Here is a 20,833-nt window from a genome sequence, read left to right as displayed (position 1 = left end):
GTAAATTTCTTTAAATAAAAAACCCGCTCAAGTAGCGGGTTTTTTAATGCCCAAAACTTTTACATTCTTACTGCATCATTAAGACTAAGTAATTTTTAGTTCGGCAAAGTTTTTTCAGAAGAAAATAAATCGGTTGTATTTTCGCGCGCACGAATGACGTAAGCATTTTTTCCGTCAACCATAATCTCTGCAGGTTTAGGTCGCGTGTTGTAGTTTGATGCCATTACAAAACCGTAAGCACCAGCTGACAGAATGGCAAGAAGATCACCCTCTTCTACAGCAAGGTGACGATCTCTTCCTAGCCAATCACCAGACTCGCAAACCGGGCCAACAATGTCGTAAGTCAAAGCCGATACTGTTTTCTTTTGGATGGGCACAATGCCGTGATGTGCTTCATATAGGGCTGGACGCATTAACTCTGTCATGGCGGCATCGACAATACAGAAGTTCTTTTCAGCGCCTGGCTTGAGATATTCCACAGTGGTTAAGAGCACGCCAGCGTTACCAACTAAGGATCTGCCTGGCTCAAGAACAACATCTAAATGCCCAAAGCCACGTTCTGCCACTCGATTTAATAAAGTGTTCGTAAACTCAGTGATATCTGGGGGAGTTTCATCGCTATAAGAAATTCCAAGACCGCCGCCGAGATCAAGATGGTGAATGACAATACCCTCTTTTTTCAATTGCGCTACAAGATCTAAAACTTTATCGAGCGCATCTAGGTAAGGAGCGGTGGTAGTAATTTGTGAGCCAATGTGGCAATCGATGCCAACAACGTCAATTTGAGAAAGTTGCGAGGCTTCACGATAAGTTTTTAAAACCTCGTGATAGGCGATGCCAAATTTGTTGCCCTTCAGTCCGGTAGAAATATAAGGATGAGTTTGCGCATCCACATCCGGATTAACGCGTAAGGAAATTGGGGCGCGTAGATTTAGTTCGGTAGCAACCTTATTAATTTTGTGTAGTTCAGCGATAGATTCAACGTTGATACATTTAACGCCAGCTTTTAATGCTGTGCCGATTTCAGATGCGGATTTGCCTACGCCAGCAAATACCAAACTCTTTGGGTCTGCGCCGATGGCTAATGCGCGAGCTAATTCGCCGCCGCTAACCAAATCAAACCCAGAACCTAGTTTTTTAAAGCAATCGAGCACTGCTAAATTGCTATTGGCTTTCATGGCATAGTGCACCCGCGCGCGACGTTTGCCATTGGTATTCACGCATGCCTTGTCGTAAGCTTGATAGGCTTCGGTTAACGCTTTTTTACTGTAAACATACAGCGGGGTTCCAAACTCTTTTGCTAAATCTGCGAGTGGAATTTCTTCGGCATACCAGTTGCCATTACGATCTGTAAAACCGGATAACTGAGGGATTGGAAGTGCTTTACTTGTCATTACTTGGCCGTTGAAGAATTGCTTGGGCTGGCAGGTGTTTGGGGCGGGTAGAGCTTGCCTTTTGGTTCTGGCTCTGTAGGGGCGGGCGGAACCGGTGGCACATTCGGCAAATATAGAGGTCCTCTTACCCCGCATCCAACAAGGGATAATAAAAGACTAAGGCAGAGGGTTCTATTAAGAATCGCTATCATGAATGTCTCTAAAACGAATGATTGAATATAGCATGCAGGACTCCACTATGAATCCAAATAATTCAAGCGCAGAAACCATTGATGACAAGCAGTTTTATCAATTGGGAAGCCATTTGCTGCATTCTATAGAGGTGGCATTAGAGGCTGCCGATGATGCACTGGATCTGGACTTGGATGTCGAGCGACAGGGGGGCAATGTCATCAATATTCGCTTTAAAGATAAAAGCGTCATCGTAGTGAATACGCAGCCACCCTTGCATGAAATTTGGGTAGCTGCAAAATCGGGTGGATATCACTATCGCTGGGCTGGCACTATGGCTAAACCTCTGTGGCTGGACACTAAAACTGGCAAAGAGCTTTTAAGCGATTTGTCAGAGTTTGCAACGGCTCAAGCAGGTGCGGAAATAAAGGTCATCCTAATTTAAGCGGCACCTGTGGCGCTCAAGGTTTCAATTACTTGGGCATCAGCTACACTTTTAATCTGGGCTTTGCCAATCTTTTCTAAAACAACGTAACGGATTTGGCCGCCTTCAGTTTTCTTGTCAACCTGCATGAGCTCCATATAACGTTCTGCACCAAACTTTGGCGGTGTGATTGGTAGGTTCATCGACTGGATGATTTTGGTGAGACGTTGGACATCGGCTTCGCTGATGTAGTTGAGGCGGCATGATAAGTCTGCGCCTAAGACCATGCCGCAACCAACTGCTTCACCATGAAGCCATTCGCCATAACCCATGCCTGCTTCAATTGCGTGTCCAAAGGTGTGGCCAAAGTTTAGGGTTGCACGAATGCCGCCTTCTCTTTCATCTGCGGAAACTACTGCAGATTTAATTTCGCATGAGCGTAAAACTGCATGGCCCATTGCCTCTGTGTCGCAAGCAAGTAAAGGCGTTGTATTGACTTCGATCCAATCTAAAAATTGAGCGTCTGCAATAGCGCCATGTTTCACCACTTCTGCAAGACCAGCAGAGAGCTCACGTGGAGGCAAGGTCTTCAATGTTTTGAGATCTGCAATCACTGCCACTGGCTGGTGAAAAGCCCCGATCATATTTTTGCCAAGAGGGTGGTTGATGCCAGTCTTACCGCCCACTGAAGAATCCACCTGAGCAAGCAAAGTTGTTGGCACTTGAATAAAACGAATGCCACGCATGAAGCTAGCCGCAGCAAACCCAGTCATGTCGCCAATGACTCCACCGCCCAAGGCAACCAACATGGTTTGGCGATCAGCACCGAACTTTAAGAGATCATCAAAAATAAGCTGAAGGTTTTTCCAGTCTTTGTATGACTCGCCATCAGGTAAGACGATCGCTCTAACAGGCTTTCCAAAAGTATTCAGAGTCTTGGTCAGGCGCTCAGCATAGAGCGGCGCAACGGTAGTGTTGCTGACAATATAGATCGAGGTTGCATTTTCGCAGGCGCTAAATAAGTTTGGCTGATCAATGAGGTCTGTACCAATATAAATTGGATAGCTGCGATTACCTAGATCAACTTCAAGTGTTTTCATCATAGTGCCAATTTATTTAAGCTGAGAGTTCAAGTTGCATGATTAAGGTGTTGACCAGTTGATTAACGCTCGGTTTACCAGTTTCAATCACGTGGTCAGCAATTTCACGATAGAGAGGGTCGCGAATAGCGTACAAGTTCTCTAGTATTTTTTTGGCGTCACCATTTTTTAGAAGGGGGCGACCTTCGCCACCTTTAGTTCGATGCCAGAGTTCAATTGGATTGGCGTGTAAGTAGATAACAGTTCCACGCTCACTTAGTGCTTGGCGATTTTCTGGCAAGAGAATAGCGCCTCCGCCAGTTGCCAAAATAATATCGTTTTCAGAGGTGATTTCACGAATGGCATGAGCCTCGCGTTTGCGAAATCCTTCTTCACCTTCCATTTCAAATATGACAGGAATTTTTACGCCACAGCGCTCTTCGATAACGTGGTCGGCATCAAGAAATCGACGCCCTAATTTTTTTGCTAAAACTTTACCGACGGTCGACTTCCCGGCGCCCATGAGGCCGATCAGAAAGATATTGTTTGTCGAGGAGTTCACCCTTTGATTTTATTAGGGTTTGTCGAGAACGGTCGGAGTTAAAAAGACTAACAATTCAGTTTTGTCTTGTAATTTGGATTTATGGCGGAAAAAATGGCCAATTAGCGGTATATCCCCCAATAAGGGAATTTTGACTTCATCCTCTCGCTCAGTAGTTTGGAATATGCCGCCAATGATAGCTGTTCCACCATTCTCAACGGTGACCTCAGAACTAAGGCTTTTGGTATCAATCGCGTAACCTTGCTCTGTTTTCATGCCCACCGTGTCTTTGTTGATACCTACTAGCATTGAAATCTTTCCATCTGGATGAATCTTGGGAAGAACTTCAAGTCGTAAATTTGCCTTTCTAAATTGCAATTTGCTGCCATTTTGATTGGAGGTTTGATAAGGCAGCTCAGTGCCTTGCTCAATCGTGGCTTTCACTTGATCGCCTGTCATGATTCGGGGATTGGAAAGAATTTTTCCTTGGCCTGCGGATTCCAAGGCAGACAGTTCTGCCTGAAGAATGCGGCTTCCATTTTTGGAGACTAAGGTTGCAGCCATGGCTGCTGGATTAAAGCCACTTAATCCTGCGCCAGCCAAATCTATATTGCCAGCGAGTTTTTGCACGCTTTCCCCATTTGCTTGATAACCCAATTTAACCCCTAACTCCTTAGCAAAGCGTTCATCCGCCTCCACAATGCGAGCTTCTATCAGAATCTGCCTTGGGCTATTGATATGATCACCACCAAAAGGTAGCGCAGCATCCTCACGACGAAACTTCTGGAAGGCCTGGATTTCTGCATGGGGCCCAATCCAATAGATATCGCCATTACGAACGAGCCTCAAGCCGCGACTGGCAAGAATGGAATGGAGTGCAGTCTGCCAAGGGGTTTTACTGAGATCGACTGAAATTGTTCCTTTGATCGACTCGCTTAATAAAAAATTGGTGCTACCCAATTTAGCTAAAACCTGCAAAAGATCTCTCATTTCAATGTCATTAAATTGCAGGCTAATCGGACTCAAAAAATGATTTTGTGAGTCTGAGTTGCCGCTTGCTAGATTGGATGAAAACAGCATGAATAAAGCTAGCGAAAAGCAGACCTTATGGAGGTATTTTTGGAGCAGATGAATGCAGTGGCTCATTGGTTTGAGGAGGCTTTCAACACCAGAAATTTGCCCTCCGGATGAGAGAGGATTACACGGCCGTTTTCTATGCCACTAAGACGCCATTCACCTAAAACTTGACCACCTTTTTCAAAAGCAATATTGCTTTTCCCGGTATTAAAAAATGCCTGATGAGAGCCCCCCATTTGGGCTGCGCCCAAATAGCGCCAGCGGCGTAATTCAGTCTCATAGGAGGACTGCTTAGGTTTGCTGGAAACTCTGCTTTCAGGCTTTTTATTATTTAACAAGTGAATACTTACTTCTATTTTATCTATTAACGCATATAAATCATCTTGATCTTGATGCAATTCATCGCGCATTAAGACCATCTCCTTTTTTAGCTCGGAAATGAGCTTTTGAGACTCCTCTTGAGTACTTTGAGATGCCTGGTTGAGGGTATTAAAGGCTATGTAGATTGCAACTGTTGCAGCTATTGATATCCCAAAAAATAGGGCAATCATTCCGACCATTTTTTGAATAGAAATTGGTATTTGAAGCTTGCTGAGAGAGTCTGTGAAAGTGGGGTTATTGCTCCTACTTGAGACTTTGGGAGTGGCGCCTTGATGTGAGGGTGGTTTGCGAATCCCATGGGGATCGGGAATGGCAGGATCATCACCAAGATCGCTCAAAATTTCGTCAAAAGATTGGCTGGAAATATGGCGTGCAGGCATGACCCTATTCTTCAGTTTTGAGTCCTGAAAAGCCATCGGCTAAGATTGAACCCAGCGTCAGAAAGTAGGCATTTTGCATAGGCAAGATAGGGAAATTTGAGCTTTTAAGGAAATTGACCAAGCACCCTATAATTTGGATATATGGCCTTACCTCCAAAAGACAAGCCGCCGCTCAATCAGCGCCCTATTCGTTCATCTGATAGACGTCCTCAGCAAACACGAGTTCAGCCTGGCTTGCCGCGCAAAAAATCAAGCAATCCACTTGTAAAGGCTTTGTTAATTATTGGCGTGGTTTTTGCCGTGGTGATTACATTGCTGATGGGTTATGCCTTCTTAGTAGCAAAACCTAATCTTCCAAAGATCTCCGCATTAACTGCTTACAACCCAAAGACACCTCTGCGTATCTACACGGCAGATAAAGTGTTAATTGGTGAGTTTGGTGAGGAGCGTCGCAAAGTAATCCCCTTAAATGAAATTCCTCAAAGCATGCGCAATGCTGTTTTAGCAATTGAGGACGATCGTTTCTATTCTCACGGTGGTGTGGACTACGTTGGTATTTTGCGTGCCGCATTAACAAATTTACGGGGAAATCTTTCGCAGGGCGCTTCAACCATCACCATGCAGGTGGCGCGCAATTTCTTCCTTAGCAATGAGAAGACCTTTAGTCGAAAAATTTATGAGGTATTGCTAGCCTGGGAAATTGAGTCTCAATTGACTAAGGACAAGATTCTGGAAATCTATATGAACCAGATTTTCTTGGGGCAGCGGGCTTATGGTTTCTCTAGCGCAGCACAGATCTACTTTGGTAAAGAGTTAAAAGACATCACCATTGCTGAGTCAGCTATGTTGGCCGGATTGCCGAAGGCCCCCTCAGCCTATAACCCGGTTAGCAACTTCCGTCGTGCCAAAATTCGCCAAGAGTACATTCTGCAGCGCATGCGCGATCTGGGATATATCACGCCAGAAGATTATCAAAAAGCGATGATCGAGGAGTTGCACATTCGTGGTCTCGGTAACGAGTTTGCTGTTCGCGCAGATTTCCCAGCGGAGATGGTGCGCCAATTACTATTCACGCAATATGGTGAGGCAATCTACTCCCAGGGAATTGATGTTTACACAACCATTATGAAGGCAGACCAAGACGCTGCTTATAAGGCGGTACGCAAGGGAATTTTTGAATACGACTTACGTCACGCCTATCGTGGTCCAGAAGGTTTTATTGATCTTCCTGAAGATTCTGTAAAACGCCAGCGCGCTATTGATGAGGCATTACTTGCTTATCCACAGTTAGATGATTTGCAGTCTGGCGTTGTGCTTGACGTCAAGCCAAAGGAAATGCAGATCATGATAGCCACTGGAGACACTATCACCATTAAAGGTGAGGGTATGAAATTGGCGTCTGCATCTATTTCTGATAGCGCTCAACCAAAGAAGCGCTTGCGTCCTGGTGCGATAGTGCGACTCCTGTCGGACGGTGGAGTTTGGAAGTTGGCTCAGTTGCCTCAAGTTGAGGCTGCGTTTGTTTCGATGAATGCTGAGACTGGCGCAATACTCTCTTTGGTGGGAGGCTTTGATTTCCGTCGCAATCAATTTAACCATGTGACACAAGCCTTGCGTCAGCCTGGCTCCTCATTTAAGCCGTTCATCTATGCGGCTGCAGTTGAAAAAGGTTTTACGCCCAGCACGATGGTGAACGATGCGCCTTTATCGATTGGCAGCATGGAAACCGGCAGTCAAGCCTGGGAGCCAAAAAACTACGATGGTAAATATGACGGCATGATGCGCTTACGTAACGCATTAGCTAAATCGAAGAACTTGGTTTCTGTGCGTATCATCCGCGCTATTGGCCCGTCCTATGCGCAGGAATACATTCAGCGTTTTGGTTTTGAGCCAGAAAAGCATCCACCTTATTTAACAATGGCATTGGGCGCGGGTTCAGTAACACCTTTACAGATGGCCTCCGCATATAGCGTATTTGCCAATGGTGGCTATCGTGTTGACCCCTTCTTAATTGATAAGATGGTCGATTCTAAGGGTGCTGTCATATTTGAAGCAAAGCCCACTCGCGCTCGTGAAGATGCGCCTCGTGTATTAGATGCACGCACTGCATTTGTCATGGATAGCATGTTGCAGGAGGTAACTAAGTCAGGGACTGCAGCCTCTTCACGCGGCAAATTAGGTCGTAGTGATATTGCAGGCAAAACTGGTACAACCAATGATTCTCACGATGCCTGGTTTGCTGGATATAACCCCAAAGTCGTTGCGATTGCATGGATTGGCTTTGATAAACCAGCTAGCCTGGGTGATCGAGAGACTGGTGGTGGCCTAGCGCTACCTATGTGGATTTCCTATATGGGTACCGCGCTAAGGGAGATTCCTCAGGAGGCGCGTGAAGTTCCAAGTGGAGTAACGCAAGTGGATGGTGACTGGTTTATTCCAGAATTCTCAAATAATGGCGGTGTCCGCGAACTTCAATAGTTCGTTTTCAAGATGGCACGGCAAGCGCGCACTGTAATACCAGGCCAAGCAATGCATGTGATGGTTCGTGGTAACAATCGCGAAACACTATTTTTTACCGATGAAGATCGACGCACTTATTTGGAATGGTTGCGTGAAGCAGCAAGACAATTTGGTTGTGCAGTTCATGCTTTTGCTTTGATGCCGAATCATGTTCATCTTTTGATGACTCCGCAAAATGAAGACTCCCTTGCAAAAACCATGCAATCTCTGGGGCGTCGTTATGCGCAATATTTCAATCAACAGCATCGACGCTCTGGAACTATTTGGGAGGGCAGGTATCGCTCATCCTTAATTGATCCGGATTACTTTTTGCGTTGTCAGCGCTATATCGAACTCAACCCGGTGAGATCTGGATTTGAATCAAACCCTCAAAGCTCAACTTGGACTAGTTTTGCAACGCATATTGGGGGTAATGCCGAACCATGGCTAGTGGATCACCAGCATTTTTGGAGGTTAGGTAATACGCCTTTTGAAAGGCAAATGAACTGGGCTAGTTTTGTGAAAGAGGGGGCACCCCATTGGGAGGACCGCCAAATTACAGAATCATTGATTCGCTCTAAACCTTGGGTGAGTGATATTTATGCGCAAAAGCTCTTCAAAAACGCACCGGAGATAGCAGCAATACGGCATCGCGGCCGCCCTAGAAAAATAAGCCCATTAAATTCAACGACTTAGAGAAATAAACGCTTCCCCAAAATAAATTTGGCGGATTGAATATTTTGACTCTGTCCCCATATAAGTAATACATATTGGTGCGACATCAAAATAAATGGGACAGACTCATTTTATTTCTATTGCATCGGTATGGGTATTCACCTATATTTGATCCTCCAAAAGTAATTAGGCCTTTGTCGCCCCTCGGAAATACTATGACTACACAATTAAATACAGATCTTCGCCCTATCGCTCACGGTTTATATGACCCAAGTAATGAGCACGATGCTTGCGGCGTAGGATTCGTGGCACACATTAAAGGCAAGAAATCCCATGAGATCGTTTCTCAAGGTTTAAAGATTCTTGAGAATTTAGATCACAGGGGAGCAGTTGGAGCTGATCCTTTGATGGGTGATGGTGCCGGTATCTTGATTCAAATACCTGACACTTTGTATCGCGAAGAAATGGCCAAGCAAGGTGTGACATTGCCACCATTAGGTGAGTATGGCGTTGGCATGATTTTCTTGCCGAAGGAGCATGCATCTCGTTTAGCCTGCGAGCAAGAATTAGAGCGCACTGTTCGTTTAGAAGATCAGGTTGTTTTAGGTTGGAGAGATGTTCCGGTGGATGTGAAATTGCCGATGTCTCCAACAGTGCAAATGACAGAGCCATTCATTCGTCAAATTTTTATTGGTCGTGGTCGCGACATCATGACAACCGATGCGCTTGAGCGTAAGTTGTATGTGATTCGTAAGACAGCAAGTCATGCCATTCAAGATTTGCATCTTAAACATGGCAAGGAATATTTCGTAGCCTCAATGTCTGCTAGAACCATTGTTTACAAGGGTTTGCTGTTAGCAAACCAAGTCGGCGCTTACTATCAAGACTTACAAGACAAGCGTACTGTGTCAGCACTTGCTTTAGTGCATCAACGTTTCTCCACCAATACTTTCCCTGCTTGGGAATTGGCGCATCCATACCGCATGATTGCGCACAACGGAGAAATCAATACCGTTAAAGGTAACGTCAATTGGGTGAATGCGCGTGAAGGTGCAATCAGTTCCCCAGTGCTTGGTGATGACTTGCAAAAGCTCTGGCCATTAATTTATCCGGGTCAATCAGACACTGCGAGTTTCGATAACTGTTTAGAGTTGTTGGTAATGTCTGGCTACCCATTGGCGCAAGCCATGATGATGATGATTCCTGAGGCATGGGAACAACATGCTTTGATGGATGACAATCGCCGCGCATTCTATGAATACCATGCAGCAATGATGGAGCCGTGGGATGGTCCTGCAGCAATGGCATTTACCGATGGCCGTCAAATTGGCGCAACTTTAGATCGAAATGGTTTACGTCCAGCACGTTATTACGTTACCGATGATGATCTCGTCATCATGGGCTCTGAGGCGGGTGTATTGCCGATTCCTGAGAGCAAGATCGTACAAAAATGGCGTTTACAACCAGGCAAGATGTTCATGATCGACATGGAGCAGGGTCGCATCATTGATGACGTTGAATTGAAGAATGCCGTTTCTAAAGCCAAGCCATATAAGAGCTGGATCGATGCGGTTCGTGTGAAGTTGGATGAGGTTGATGCCAGCAAGGTGGACTTGGTTGATGAGAAAACCACGATTCGTCCAGCAGCTAAATTATTAGATCGCCAACAAGCATTTGGTTATACCCAGGAGGATATTAAGTTCCTCATGGCTCCAATGGCCATGAATGGTGAAGAGGCGATTGGTTCAATGGGTAACGATAGCCCATTAGCGGTTCTCTCTAATAAGAACAAACCACTCTATAACTACTTCAAACAATTGTTTGCTCAAGTTACCAATCCTCCGATTGATCCAATTCGCGAGAACATGGTGATGTCTTTGGTTTCTTTCATCGGGCCTAAGCCGAACTTGTTAGACACCAACAATATTAATCCACCAATGCGCTTGGAAGTAAGTCAGCCAATTTTGGATTTTGATGACATCACTAAGATTCGCCATATTGGTCATTACACCAATGGCAAGTTCCGCTCTTATGAGTTGGATATTTGCTATCCAGCTTCATGGGGTAAGGCTGGTATTGAAGCGCGTTTAGCTTCTTTGTGCGCAGAAGCAGCTGATGCCGTACGTTCTGGTTACAACATTTTGATTGTGAGCGATCGTCAGGTTGATGAAAAGCATGTAGCGATTCCTGCCTTGTTGGCAACTTCCGCGATCCACCAGCACTTGGTGCAAAAAGGCTTACGCACTAGCGTTGGCTTGGTGGTAGAAACAGGTAGCGCGCGTGAGACCCATCACTTTGCTCTCTTGGCTGGCTATGGCGCTGAAGCTGTTCATCCATACCTCGCTATGGAAACTTTGGCTGAAATGGCTAAAGGCTTGTCCGGTGATTTGTCTGCAGAAAAAGCAGTGAAGAACTTTGTGAAGGCGATTGGTAAAGGCTTGCAAAAAGTGATGTCCAAAATGGGTATCTCTACTTACATGTCTTATACAGGCTCACAGATTTTTGAGGCCATTGGCCTAAATCGCGACATCATTGATCAATATTTCAAAGGCACCCCATCAAACGTTGGCGGTATCGGTGTTTTTGAAGTGGCTGAAGAAGCATTACGTATGCACTCAGCTGCATTTGGTAATGACCCAGTTCTAACCAATATGCTTGACGCTGGTGGTGAGTATGCTTTCCGTATTCGTGGTGAGAACCATATGTGGACTCCTGACACGATTGCGAAGTTACAGCACTCCACACGTATTGGCGCTGAGAAGGGCTACCAGACCTATAAAGAGTACGCTAACATCATCAATGATCAAACTAAGCGTCAAATGACTTTGCGTGGTTTGTTTGAATTCAAGATTGATCCAGCAAAAGCTATTCCATTGGACGAAGTAGAGCCTGCAAAAGAAATTGTCAAACGTTTTGCAACGGGCGCGATGTCTTTGGGTTCAATATCTACAGAAGCGCACGCTACTTTAGCAATTGCGATGAACCGTATTGGCGGCAAGTCCAACACTGGTGAGGGCGGCGAAGATCCAAACCGTTATGTGAATGAGCTCAAAGGCATCCCTATTAAAAAGGGAGAGTCTTTGGCAAGCATCTTAGGCAGCGATGTTGTCGAGGCGAATATTCCATTGCAAGATGGCGACTCTTTACGCTCCAAGATTAAGCAAGTTGCTTCTGGTCGCTTTGGTGTGACTACAGAGTATTTGCGTTCTGCTGATCAGATTCAGATCAAGATGGCACAAGGTGCTAAGCCTGGTGAGGGCGGTCAATTGCCCGGTGGCAAGGTTTCTGATTACATTGGTAAGTTGCGTTTCTCAGTGCCAGGCGTTGGTTTGATCTCTCCTCCTCCGCACCACGATATTTACTCTATTGAAGATATCGCTCAGTTGATTCATGACTTGAAAAACGTCAATCCAAAAGCGGACGTTTCTGTGAAGTTAGTATCTGAGGTAGGTGTTGGAACTGTTGCAGCTGGTGTTGCGAAAGCTAAGGCAGACCACGTTGTGATCGCTGGCCACGATGGTGGTACTGGCGCATCCCCACTGTCTTCAATCAAGCATGCTGGTTCACCGTGGGAGCTTGGTCTGGCTGAAACACAGCAGACACTGGTTCTCAATGGCTTGCGCAGTCGTATTCGTGTTCAGGCTGACGGCCAAATGAAGACTGGTCGCGATGTTGTGATTGGTGCTTTATTGGGCGCAGATGAATTTGGTTTCGCGACAGCTCCATTAGTTGTTGAGGGTTGCATCATGATGCGTAAGTGTCACTTAAATACCTGCCCAGTCGGTGTTGCAACACAAGATCCAGAATTGCGTAAAAAATTCTCGGGCAAGCCAGAGCATGTAGTGAACTTCTTCTTCTTTATCGCTGAAGAAGCTCGCGAGATCATGGCGCAATTAGGTATTCGTAAGTTTGATGACTTAATCGGTCGTGTTGATTTGTTGGATACCCGCAAAGGTATTGAGAACTGGAAAGTACACGGCTTGGATTTCAGCAAGATCTTTGCTGAACCACAGGTTGCTGCCGAAGTTCCGCGTTACCAAGTGCTCACTCAAGATCATGGCTTAACCACTGCTCTTGATAATATTTTGATTGAGAAGAGCGAGCCTGCCTTAGAGCGTGGCGAGAAGGTATCTTTCATTGTTCCTGTTAAGAACGTGAATCGTACAGTTGGCGCAATGCTCTCAGGTGAAGTTGCTCAGCGTTATGGTCATGCAGGTTTGCCAGATGACACTATTCATATTCAGTTGAATGGCACGGCTGGTCAAAGTTTTGCAGCCTTCTTGGCTCGTGGCATCACCTTAGATTTAGTTGGGGATGGCAATGACTACGTTGGTAAAGGTTTATCCGGCGGCCGTGTGATTGTTCGTGCACCGCATGAGTTCCGTGGCGATACAGCGAAGAACATCATTGTTGGCAATACTGTTCTCTACGGCGCGATTGCTGGTGAGGCATTCTTTAACGGTGTAGCCGGTGAGCGTTTCGCAGTTCGTAACTCTGGTGCGACAACAGTTGTTGAGGGTACTGGCGACCATGGTTGTGAGTACATGACTGGCGGCACTGTGGTTGTATTGGGCGCAACAGGCCGTAACTTTGCTGCAGGTATGAGTGGTGGCATTGCTTATGTTTACGACGAAGATGGCTTGTTCGACAAGCGTTGCAATACCAGCATGGCTACTTTGGAAAAAGTCCTCCCTTCCGCTGAGCAGATTGCCAAGATGCCGAAGTCTGAGTGGCATGCCCCTGTCGACGTTAAAGATGGTGGCGAGCGTTTAACAGACGAGCAAATCTTGAAGAGCTTGATTGAGCGTCATTTCCGTCACACTGGCTCTGAGCGCGCAAAAGCGCTTTTAGCTGACTGGGAAAACGCTCGCGGACGTTTTGTGAAAGTTCTTCCAACTGAGTACAAACGTGCTCTCGGTGAATTGTGGGAAAAAGCTCAGAGCAAAACTGTTGCTGCTTAATCAAACAGGTAGAAATTAAGAAAAGATACTAAGGATTCGATATGGGTAAGGTCACTGGATTTATGGAGTTTGAGCGCGTCGAAGAAACGTACGAAGCGCCGGTTAAACGCCTCCATCACTACAAAGAATTTGTTGCTGCTTTAACTGATGAAGAGGCTAAGATTCAAGGTGCGCGTTGTATGGATTGCGGTATCCCGTTTTGTAATAACGGCTGCCCAGTGAACAACATCATTCCTGACTTCAATGATTTGGTATTCCATAGTGATTGGAAGAATGCATTAGATGTTTTGCAATCAACCAATAACTTCCCAGAATTTACTGGTCGTATTTGCCCGGCTCCTTGCGAAGCTGCGTGTACTTTAGGTATTAATAGCACTGCAGTTGGCATTAAGTCTATTGAGCATGCGATTATTGATAAGGGCTGGGAAAGTGGTTGGGTGAAGCCCCAGCCATCCAAGACTAAGACAGGTAAAAAAGTAGCAGTAGTTGGAGGCGGCCCTGCAGGTATGGCAGCTGCACAACAATTGGCTCGTGTTGGTCATGATGTAACTGTGTTTGAGAAGAATGATCGTGTTGGTGGCTTGCTGCGCTATGGTATTCCTGATTTCAAAATGGAAAAATGGTTGATTGATCGTCGTGTAGAGCAGATGCAAGCTGAAGGCGTGAAGTTTGAAACTGGTGTGTTTGTTGGTAAAGAAGCGATTGGTGCTGAAGTAAAAAATTACTCCAACAAAACAGTTTCACCTGAGCAGTTAATGAAAGATTTTGATGCTGTAGTGATCACTGGCGGCGCAGAGCAGCCACGTGATTTACCAGTTCCAGGTCGTGAGTTGGGTGGTGTGCACTATGCGCTGGAATTCTTGATTCCTCAAAACAAAGAAAATGCAGGCGATTTCAAAAATGAAATTCGTGCAACTGATAAGCATGTTGTAGTTATCGGCGGCGGTGATACTGGCTCTGATTGTGTAGGAACCTCAAACCGTCACGGTGCTACCAAGATTACTCAGTTTGAATTGCTCCCGCAGCCTCCAGAAGAGGAAAACAAGCCATTGGTATGGCCATATTGGCCAACAAAGTTGCGCACATCCTCTTCCCACGAAGAAGGTTGTGACCGTGACTGGTCGGTGGCAACTAAGCGTTTTGAAGGCAAAAACGGCAAAGTTGAGAAATTGATTGGTGTCCGTTTGGAGTGGAAAGATGGGAAGATGTCAGAAGTGCCAAATTCTGAATTTGAGATCAAGGCAGATTTAGTGCTTTTGGCAATGGGCTTTGTATCTCCAGTTCAGCAGGTTCTGAATGCTTTTGGCGTTGAAAAAGATGCTCGTGGCAATGCTAAAGCTACTGTGGATGGTCAAAATGCCTATCAAACGAACGTTCCTAAGGTATTTGCTGCAGGCGATATGCGTCGCGGACAGTCTCTCGTAGTTTGGGCGATTCGTGAAGGCCGTCAATGTGCCCGTTCAGTGGATGAGTATTTAATGGGGTCTTCTGTTTTACCTCGATAATGTCGAGGATATGAACAGTAGTCAGCCAAACTCCTTGGATGTAAGTAAGCAAGCTGCAGGCGAAGTTGTCGTCTCTATTAAAGACGTCAACTTTTCCTATGCTGTAGGTGAACGGCAAATTTTGTCGGGACTCAATATGGAGTTTCGACGTGGTCAAGTGGTTGCTGTTATGGGTGGCTCTGGCTGTGGCAAGACCACCATTCTTCGCCTGATTGGCGGCCAATATATGGCTCAATCCGGGCAAGTGCTTTTTGAAGGCCAAGATATTGGCAAGATGAGCGGTGCTGAGTTGATGGCAGCACGGCGACGTATGGGCATGCTATTTCAGTTTGGCGCCTTGTTCACCGACCTCAGTGTTTTTGAAAATGTCGCCTTTCCTCTGCGCGAGCATACCGACTTAAGTGAAGAGCTCTTGCATTCCTTGGTGTTGATGAAACTCAATGCGGTAGGTTTGCGTGGCGCACGTGATTTAATGCCTTCACAAATTTCTGGCGGTATGGCAAGACGTGTTGCGCTTGCGAGAGCGATTGCTTTAGATCCGCCCCTAATCATGTATGACGAGCCATTTGCTGGACTTGATCCTATTTCCCTTGGTATTACTGCACGATTAATTCGTGATCTCAATGATGCTCTTGGAGCCACGAGTTTATTGGTTACACATGATGTTGAAGAGACTTTTGCGATTGCAGATTATGTGTACTTTATTGCCAATGGTCGCATTGGCGCAGAAGGAACGCCTGAGGAATTAAGTCGTTCAACTGATCCTTTTGTCAGACAGTTTTTAGATGCTGCACCAGATGGTCCTGTGCCTTTCCATTACCCAGGCAAAACCTTGGAAGAAGATTTTGGAGTAAGGCCTCTATGACCGCGCTATTAAATCTCTTTGGCGATCTTGGGTTTTTTGTTCGTCGCAACTTAAGTAGTCTTGGATTGGCTGCCCGCATGTTTATGGCGGTGATCGTGCGCTCAGGATTCTTGCTTAAGAGACCACGCTTAGTGATTGATCAAATTTTATTTGTTGGCAACCATTCGTTCGTCATCATTGCGGTCTCAGGATTATTCGTTGGTTTCGTATTGGGTTTGCAGGGTTACTACACTCTAAATCGCTATGGATCAGAGCAGGCGCTTGGCTTATTGGTCGCATTATCTTTGACTCGTGAGTTAGGCCCTGTGATTACTGCTTTATTGTTTGCTGGTAGAGCCGGCACTTCATTGACCGCAGAAATTGGTTTGATGAAAGCTGGCGAGCAATTAACTGCTATGGAGATGATGGCGGTTGATCCTTTGGGTCGAGTGATCGCGCCACGACTCTGGGCAGGCATTATCTCTATGCCAATTCTGGCAACCATCTTCACAGCTGTGGGCGTTCTTGGCGGCTATTTGGTTGGTGTGCCGCTCATTGGAGTGGATTCAGGCGCTTTCTGGTCACAGATGCAGGGTGGCGTGGATCTATTTTCGGATATTGGCAACGGCTTAATTAAAAGCATGGTGTTTGGTGTAGCAGTGACTTTTATTGCTCTCTATCAAGGTTATGAATCTAAGCCTACGCCTGAAGGCGTTTCGCAAGCGACTACCCGTACGGTAGTTATCTCTTCTTTATCGGTTCTAGCATTAGATTTCTTGCTGACCGCGATGATGTTCTCAAATTAGAAAGAATAAACTGAGGCTCTTATGAGAAAAAGTGCAATTGATGTTTGGGTGGGTATTTTTGTTGCCATAGGTTTATTGGCGGCACTATTTCTCGCGTTAAAAGTGGGTAATATGAATGCTGTGTCATTCGCTCCAACATACAAAATTTCCGCACGCTTTGACAACATCGGTGGTTTAAAGCCTCGCGCACCGGTTAAAAGTGCTGGTGTAGTTGTTGGCAGAATTGCCAACATCTCTTTTGATGACAAAACTTATCAGGCAACAGTAGTCATGACGATCGAAGATTCTTTTAAGTTTCCAAAAGATTCTTCGGCAAAGATTTTGACATCCGGCTTATTGGGTGAGCAATATATTGGCCTTGAAGCTGGTGGTTCGGATGATATGTTGGCCAATGGTGAGAAGATTACTCAAACTCAGTCGGCGATAGTTTTAGAAAACTTGATCAGTCAATTTCTTTACAACAAAGCAGCAGATAGCGGCCAAGAAAAAGGCGCTGCAAAATGATGGTGTCTGTTGTGCACAAACTCAAGGCGGCAATCTTGCTGAGTTTGTTAGGGGCCATGGTCGGTTGCGCTTCGATTCCCGCTGGTTCAGAGCGCTCTCCTCAAGATCCTTGGGAGCCATTTAACCGTTCAGTATTTGAGTTCAATGAAGGCTTGGACGCTTATGTTCTAAAGCCAGTAGTTGCGGGTTATCGTTTTGTATTGCCTGAGTTTGTGCGCGATGGAATTTATAACTTCTTCAGCAACTACAACGATATTTACACTGCGCTCTTTAACTTGCTGCAAGGTAAGCCAGGATTCGCCTTTAATGACTTCATGCGCGTAGTGGTGAATACCACCATGGGATTGGGTGGTTTCATAGATTTAGCTACGCCTGGTGGTCTCGAAAAGCACAAAGAAGACTGGGGTCAAACTTTAGGTGTTTGGGGTGTGCCTTCTGGCCCATATGTTGTTTTGCCCTTCTTTGGGCCAAGCAATGTGCGTGATACCTTTGGTACTGTGGCAGATTTGGAATCCGACTACTTATTTAGACTCTTGCCAGACGTTGCTCTTCGTAATAGTTTGACTGGGTTACGCGTTGTTAATGCACGCAATACTTACTATGAAGCTGGTGATTTATTGGATGGTGCTGCAATTGATAAGTACAGTTTTATGCGCGATGCTTATATTCAAAGACGGGCATATCAAATTAATGAGGGTCGCGATGACGAAGAGCCTCTCATGCCAGTTTACGAGAATCCATACGAATAATTAGGTTTGGCATTCCGTTTTAGAAGGCTAAAATAAGTCTCATTGTGGATAAAGATAGCGGGCGGGAAATATGAAAAGTTTTAAGAAAATCGGTAGCTTTATTTTTGCTGGCCTGCTGTTTGCGATCGGCACTGTTTTTGCTCAGACTCCTGATCAATCAACGCCTCCAGATGCTCTTATTAAGATGGTTGTTACGGATGTGATGGCAACAGTTAAGGCTGATCCAGAGATTCAGAAGGGCAATATTCCCAAGATTGTTGACTTGGTGGAAAAGAAAATTGTTCCTTATACCGATATGCGTCGCACAACAGAAATGGCAATGGGGCCTAATTGGAAAAAAGCGACCCCTGAGCAGCAAGCCCAGCTTTCCATGGAGTTTAAGAATTTGTTGATTCGCACCTACTCTGGCGCTTTGAGTCAACTGCGCGACCAGACTGTTCAATTTAAAGCTCTGCGTGCGGCGCCTGATGATAAAGAGGTGGTTGTAAAAACTGTTGTGCTTGGCCGTGGTGACCCAGTGCCATTAGACTATCGCCTTGAGAAAACGGCAAATGGTTGGAAGGTTTATGACATGAACATCATGGGCGTTTGGTTGGTTGAAGCCTATCGCAACCAGTTTTCAAACCAAATTAGTCAAAACGGCATCGAGGGCTTAGTCAAGTTCTTGCAAGATCGCAATAAACAATTAGCTACTGCTAAGCCAAGCAATTAATTGTTAATTAAAGACACCATGCCTTTTCTTCTGCCAAAAATCGTTACGCAAAAAAACGCCCTGCAGTTACAAAAAGAGGGTTGGTTAAATGGCCCCAGTTTGCAATTGATCGATTGCTCTGAGTTAAAAGACTTTGACTCCACTGTATTGACTGTTTTATTGGCATGGCAAAAAAAGCTCCTATCTGAAGGTAAATCTATTTCGATACAGCATCCACCGGAGAAGTTAAAAGTTCTGGCTGGTGTTTATGGTGTTGCTGGGTTGCTAGGTTTGTAATGGCAATACATTCGGCGATATCTATTCAAAACATATCCAAGCAGTACGGGGCTCTTCAAGCGTTGGATGATGTTTCTCTGGCTATTGAGCCTGGAGAGTTTTTTGGTTTGTTGGGCCCCAATGGCGCTGGCAAGACTACTTTAATTTCTATCCTGGCTGGCTTGGTAAGACCTAGCCACGGACATGCAGCCATTATGGGTGCTGATGTTCAAAAAGGTTTTCGTGAGGCACGCCGTATGTTGGGTGTTGTTCCTCAAGAGTTGGTCTTTGATCCCTTCTTTACTGTTCGAGAAACTTTACGCTTTCAGTCAGGCTACTTTGGTATCCGCAATAACGATGCATGGATTGACGAGATCATGGCTAATCTTGATCTCACGTCTAAAGCCGATAGCAATATGCGTTCTTTGTCAGGCGGAATGAAGCGTCGAGTACTTGTCGCTCAAGCATTAGTGCATAGACCACCAGTCATCATCTTGGATGAGCCTACTGCAGGTGTAGATGTCGAGTTACGTCAATCACTCTGGCAGTTTATTAGCAGACTAAATCAAGATGGTCATACGATCGTTTTGACCACTCACTATTTAGAAGAGGCTGAAGCCCTTTGTCAGCGCATTGCCATGCTCAAGCAAGGCAAGATTGTGGCTTTAGATACTACCGCGAATTTATTGAGCCGCTATGGATCAGTGAAAAAAGATGGTGAAGGTAAAACTGATCTTGAAGAAGTCTTTGTCAATATTATGTCCGGGGGTGCTTTATGAAGCATGGGATCAATAGACCGGCTTTGGAATACGGCAGTGGTTTTCCGACTTTGCTGTTTAAGGAAGTAAAGCGTTTCTATAAGGTTGCATTTCAGACAATTGCTGCACCAGTTCTGACGGCAGTGCTGTACCTGATGATCTTCGGACATGTGCTTGAAGGTAAAGAAATTTATGGTCGCCTTAGTTACACAGCCTTTCTGATTCCGGGGCTAGTCATGATGAGCGTTTTGCAAAACGCTTTTGCCAACACATCCTCTTCCCTGATTCAATCTAAAGTCACAGGGAACCTAGTTTTTGTTTTGCTTGCCCCTTTGAGCCATTTTGAGTTCTATGCAGCTTATATCTTGGCTGCAGTCTTCAGGGGTATTGTGGTTGGTCTAGGCGTCTTAATCATTACCGCTTACTTTGCATTCCCGGCACTGGAATATCCACTGTGGATTTTGGTGTTTGCATTTTTAGGTGCAGCAATATTAGGAAGTCTCGGTTTGATCGCTGGTATCTGGGCTGATAAATACGATCAATTGGCTGCTTTTCAGAATTTCATCATCATGCCGGCTACGATGTTGTCTGGTGTTTTCTATTCCATTCATTCTTTACCGCCAGCGTGGCAGGTGGTTTCACATTTCAACCCTTTCTTTTACATGATTGACGGGTTCCGCTACGGATTTTTTGGGGTTTCTGATAACTCCCCTTGGAGTAGTTTAGCGATTGTGTTTTGTTTCTTTGTAGTGGTGTCAGCCATTGCATTGCGCTTACTCCAAAAGGGCTATAAGCTCCGTTACTAATTGTCAATACCCTGGTTTCATTAGGAGAATAAATGCTGCCCACCCCTGAACAGATTGAAGGTTATATCAAGCAAGGTATTCAATGTACCCATATACAGGTTGAGGGTGATGGACAACATTTTTTTGCAACTATTGTGAGTCCTGAGTTTGAGGGCAAGCGCTTAGTGCAGCGTCATCAATTAGTTTATGGTGCCATGGGCGATCGTATGAAGGCAGAAGTACATGCTTTATCAATTAAGGCGTTTACACCTGAAGAATTTGCTCAGAATTCAGCAGCGTAAGAATTAACTTCAATACATATTAATTACTAGG

Annotated in this window: 19 protein-coding genes and 1 pseudogene; 14 read left to right on the top strand and 6 right to left on the bottom strand. The window is 45.4% G+C overall.

Annotated elements, in window-relative coordinates; translation table 11 throughout:
* Positions 1-95: 95 nt before the first annotated feature.
* Positions 96-1,394: a diaminopimelate decarboxylase gene (lysA, locus tag ICE93_RS01480; RefSeq protein ID WP_216184852.1), complete on the bottom strand. Its 1,299-nt coding sequence runs from the start codon at positions 1,392-1,394 to the stop codon at positions 96-98.
* Complete coding sequence (locus tag ICE93_RS01475) at positions 1,394-1,585, bottom strand: lipoprotein (RefSeq protein WP_216184849.1); 192 nt, start codon at positions 1,583-1,585, stop codon at positions 1,394-1,396. The genes lysA and ICE93_RS01475 overlap by 1 nt, the downstream gene beginning before the upstream one ends.
* A gap of 17 nt (positions 1,586-1,602) precedes the next feature.
* Between ICE93_RS01475 and cyaY the strand changes: the two genes are divergently transcribed.
* Positions 1,603-2,010 (top strand): iron donor protein CyaY, encoded by a 408-nt coding sequence (cyaY, locus tag ICE93_RS01470; protein WP_255554435.1) that lies wholly within the window; start codon positions 1,603-1,605, stop codon positions 2,008-2,010.
* Here the strand turns inward: cyaY and aroB are convergent.
* The 4 genes from aroB to ICE93_RS01450 all read right to left on the bottom strand — a co-directional run bounded on the left by aroB (position 2,007) and on the right by ICE93_RS01450 (position 5,447).
* Complete coding sequence (gene aroB, locus ICE93_RS01465; RefSeq protein ID WP_255554675.1) at positions 2,007-3,089, bottom strand: 3-dehydroquinate synthase; 1,083 nt, start codon at positions 3,087-3,089, stop codon at positions 2,007-2,009. The two genes, cyaY and aroB, sit on opposite strands and share 4 nt — an antisense overlap.
* Before the next feature lie 16 nt (positions 3,090-3,105).
* Positions 3,106-3,630, bottom strand: coding sequence for a shikimate kinase (locus ICE93_RS01460; protein ID WP_216184843.1), 525 nt, complete (start codon positions 3,628-3,630; stop codon positions 3,106-3,108).
* A gap of 12 nt (positions 3,631-3,642) precedes the next feature.
* Complete coding sequence (locus tag ICE93_RS01455) at positions 3,643-4,689, bottom strand: secretin and TonB N-terminal domain-containing protein (protein WP_216184840.1); 1,047 nt, start codon at positions 4,687-4,689, stop codon at positions 3,643-3,645.
* Positions 4,690-4,751: 62 nt separating this feature from the next.
* Positions 4,752-5,447, bottom strand: coding sequence for a hypothetical protein (locus ICE93_RS01450; RefSeq protein WP_216184837.1), 696 nt, complete (start codon positions 5,445-5,447; stop codon positions 4,752-4,754).
* Positions 5,448-5,588: 141 nt separating this feature from the next.
* On the opposite strand from ICE93_RS01450, the gene ICE93_RS01445 reads away from it, so the two are divergent.
* The 13 genes and pseudogenes from ICE93_RS01445 (at position 5,589) to ICE93_RS01385 (ending at position 20,802) form a co-directional block, all read left to right on the top strand.
* A complete protein-coding gene (locus ICE93_RS01445) occupies positions 5,589-7,925 on the top strand; it encodes a penicillin-binding protein 1A (RefSeq protein WP_216184835.1) in 2,337 nt (778 codons plus the stop codon).
* A gap of 12 nt (positions 7,926-7,937) precedes the next feature.
* Positions 7,938-8,642, top strand: coding sequence for a transposase (locus tag ICE93_RS01440; RefSeq protein ID WP_216184832.1), 705 nt, complete (start codon positions 7,938-7,940; stop codon positions 8,640-8,642).
* A 194-nt stretch (positions 8,643-8,836) separates the two neighbouring features.
* Positions 8,837-13,582 (top strand): glutamate synthase-related protein, encoded by a 4,746-nt coding sequence (locus ICE93_RS01435; protein ID WP_216184830.1) that lies wholly within the window; start codon positions 8,837-8,839, stop codon positions 13,580-13,582.
* A gap of 41 nt (positions 13,583-13,623) precedes the next feature.
* Entirely contained in the window at positions 13,624-15,087 is a 1,464-nt protein-coding gene (locus ICE93_RS01430; RefSeq protein ID WP_216184828.1) for a glutamate synthase subunit beta, read from the top strand.
* Between the two features lie 10 nt (positions 15,088-15,097).
* Positions 15,098-15,952, top strand: a complete 855-nt coding sequence (locus ICE93_RS01425) for an ABC transporter ATP-binding protein (RefSeq protein ID WP_216184827.1) — start codon at positions 15,098-15,100, stop codon at positions 15,950-15,952.
* Positions 15,949-16,737, top strand: a complete 789-nt coding sequence (gene mlaE / locus ICE93_RS01420; RefSeq protein WP_216184825.1) for a lipid asymmetry maintenance ABC transporter permease subunit MlaE — start codon at positions 15,949-15,951, stop codon at positions 16,735-16,737. The genes ICE93_RS01425 and mlaE overlap by 4 nt, the downstream gene beginning before the upstream one ends.
* Positions 16,738-16,758: 21 nt before the next feature.
* Entirely contained in the window at positions 16,759-17,241 is a 483-nt protein-coding gene (gene mlaD / locus ICE93_RS01415; RefSeq protein ID WP_216184822.1) for an outer membrane lipid asymmetry maintenance protein MlaD, read from the top strand.
* On the top strand, positions 17,238-17,990 hold the full coding sequence (locus ICE93_RS01410) for a VacJ family lipoprotein (protein WP_255554434.1): 753 nt from the start codon (positions 17,238-17,240) through the stop codon (positions 17,988-17,990). Before mlaD ends, ICE93_RS01410 begins: the two co-directional genes overlap by 4 nt.
* A gap of 70 nt (positions 17,991-18,060) precedes the next feature.
* Positions 18,061-18,702, top strand: coding sequence for a phospholipid-binding protein MlaC (locus tag ICE93_RS01405; protein WP_216184819.1), 642 nt, complete (start codon positions 18,061-18,063; stop codon positions 18,700-18,702).
* Positions 18,703-18,720: 18 nt separating this feature from the next.
* On the top strand, positions 18,721-18,978 hold the full coding sequence (locus ICE93_RS01400) for a lipid asymmetry maintenance protein MlaB (protein ID WP_216184816.1): 258 nt from the start codon (positions 18,721-18,723) through the stop codon (positions 18,976-18,978).
* Positions 18,978-19,667 (top strand): annotated as a pseudogene (locus ICE93_RS01395) (ABC transporter ATP-binding protein); the annotation flags it as partial. The gene ICE93_RS01400 and the pseudogene ICE93_RS01395, both read left to right, overlap by 1 nt.
* A gap of 65 nt (positions 19,668-19,732) precedes the next feature.
* Entirely contained in the window at positions 19,733-20,521 is a 789-nt protein-coding gene (locus ICE93_RS01390; protein ID WP_216184811.1) for an ABC transporter permease, read from the top strand.
* Between the two features lie 32 nt (positions 20,522-20,553).
* Positions 20,554-20,802: a BolA family protein gene (locus ICE93_RS01385; RefSeq protein ID WP_068320176.1), complete on the top strand. Its 249-nt coding sequence runs from the start codon at positions 20,554-20,556 to the stop codon at positions 20,800-20,802.
* The last annotated feature ends 31 nt before the right edge of the window (positions 20,803-20,833 follow it).

The organism is Polynucleobacter sp. MWH-HuK1 (assembly GCF_018881815.1).
Lineage (GTDB): Bacteria > Pseudomonadota > Gammaproteobacteria > Burkholderiales > Burkholderiaceae > Polynucleobacter.
This window is presented reverse-complemented; position numbering and strand designations above follow the sequence as displayed.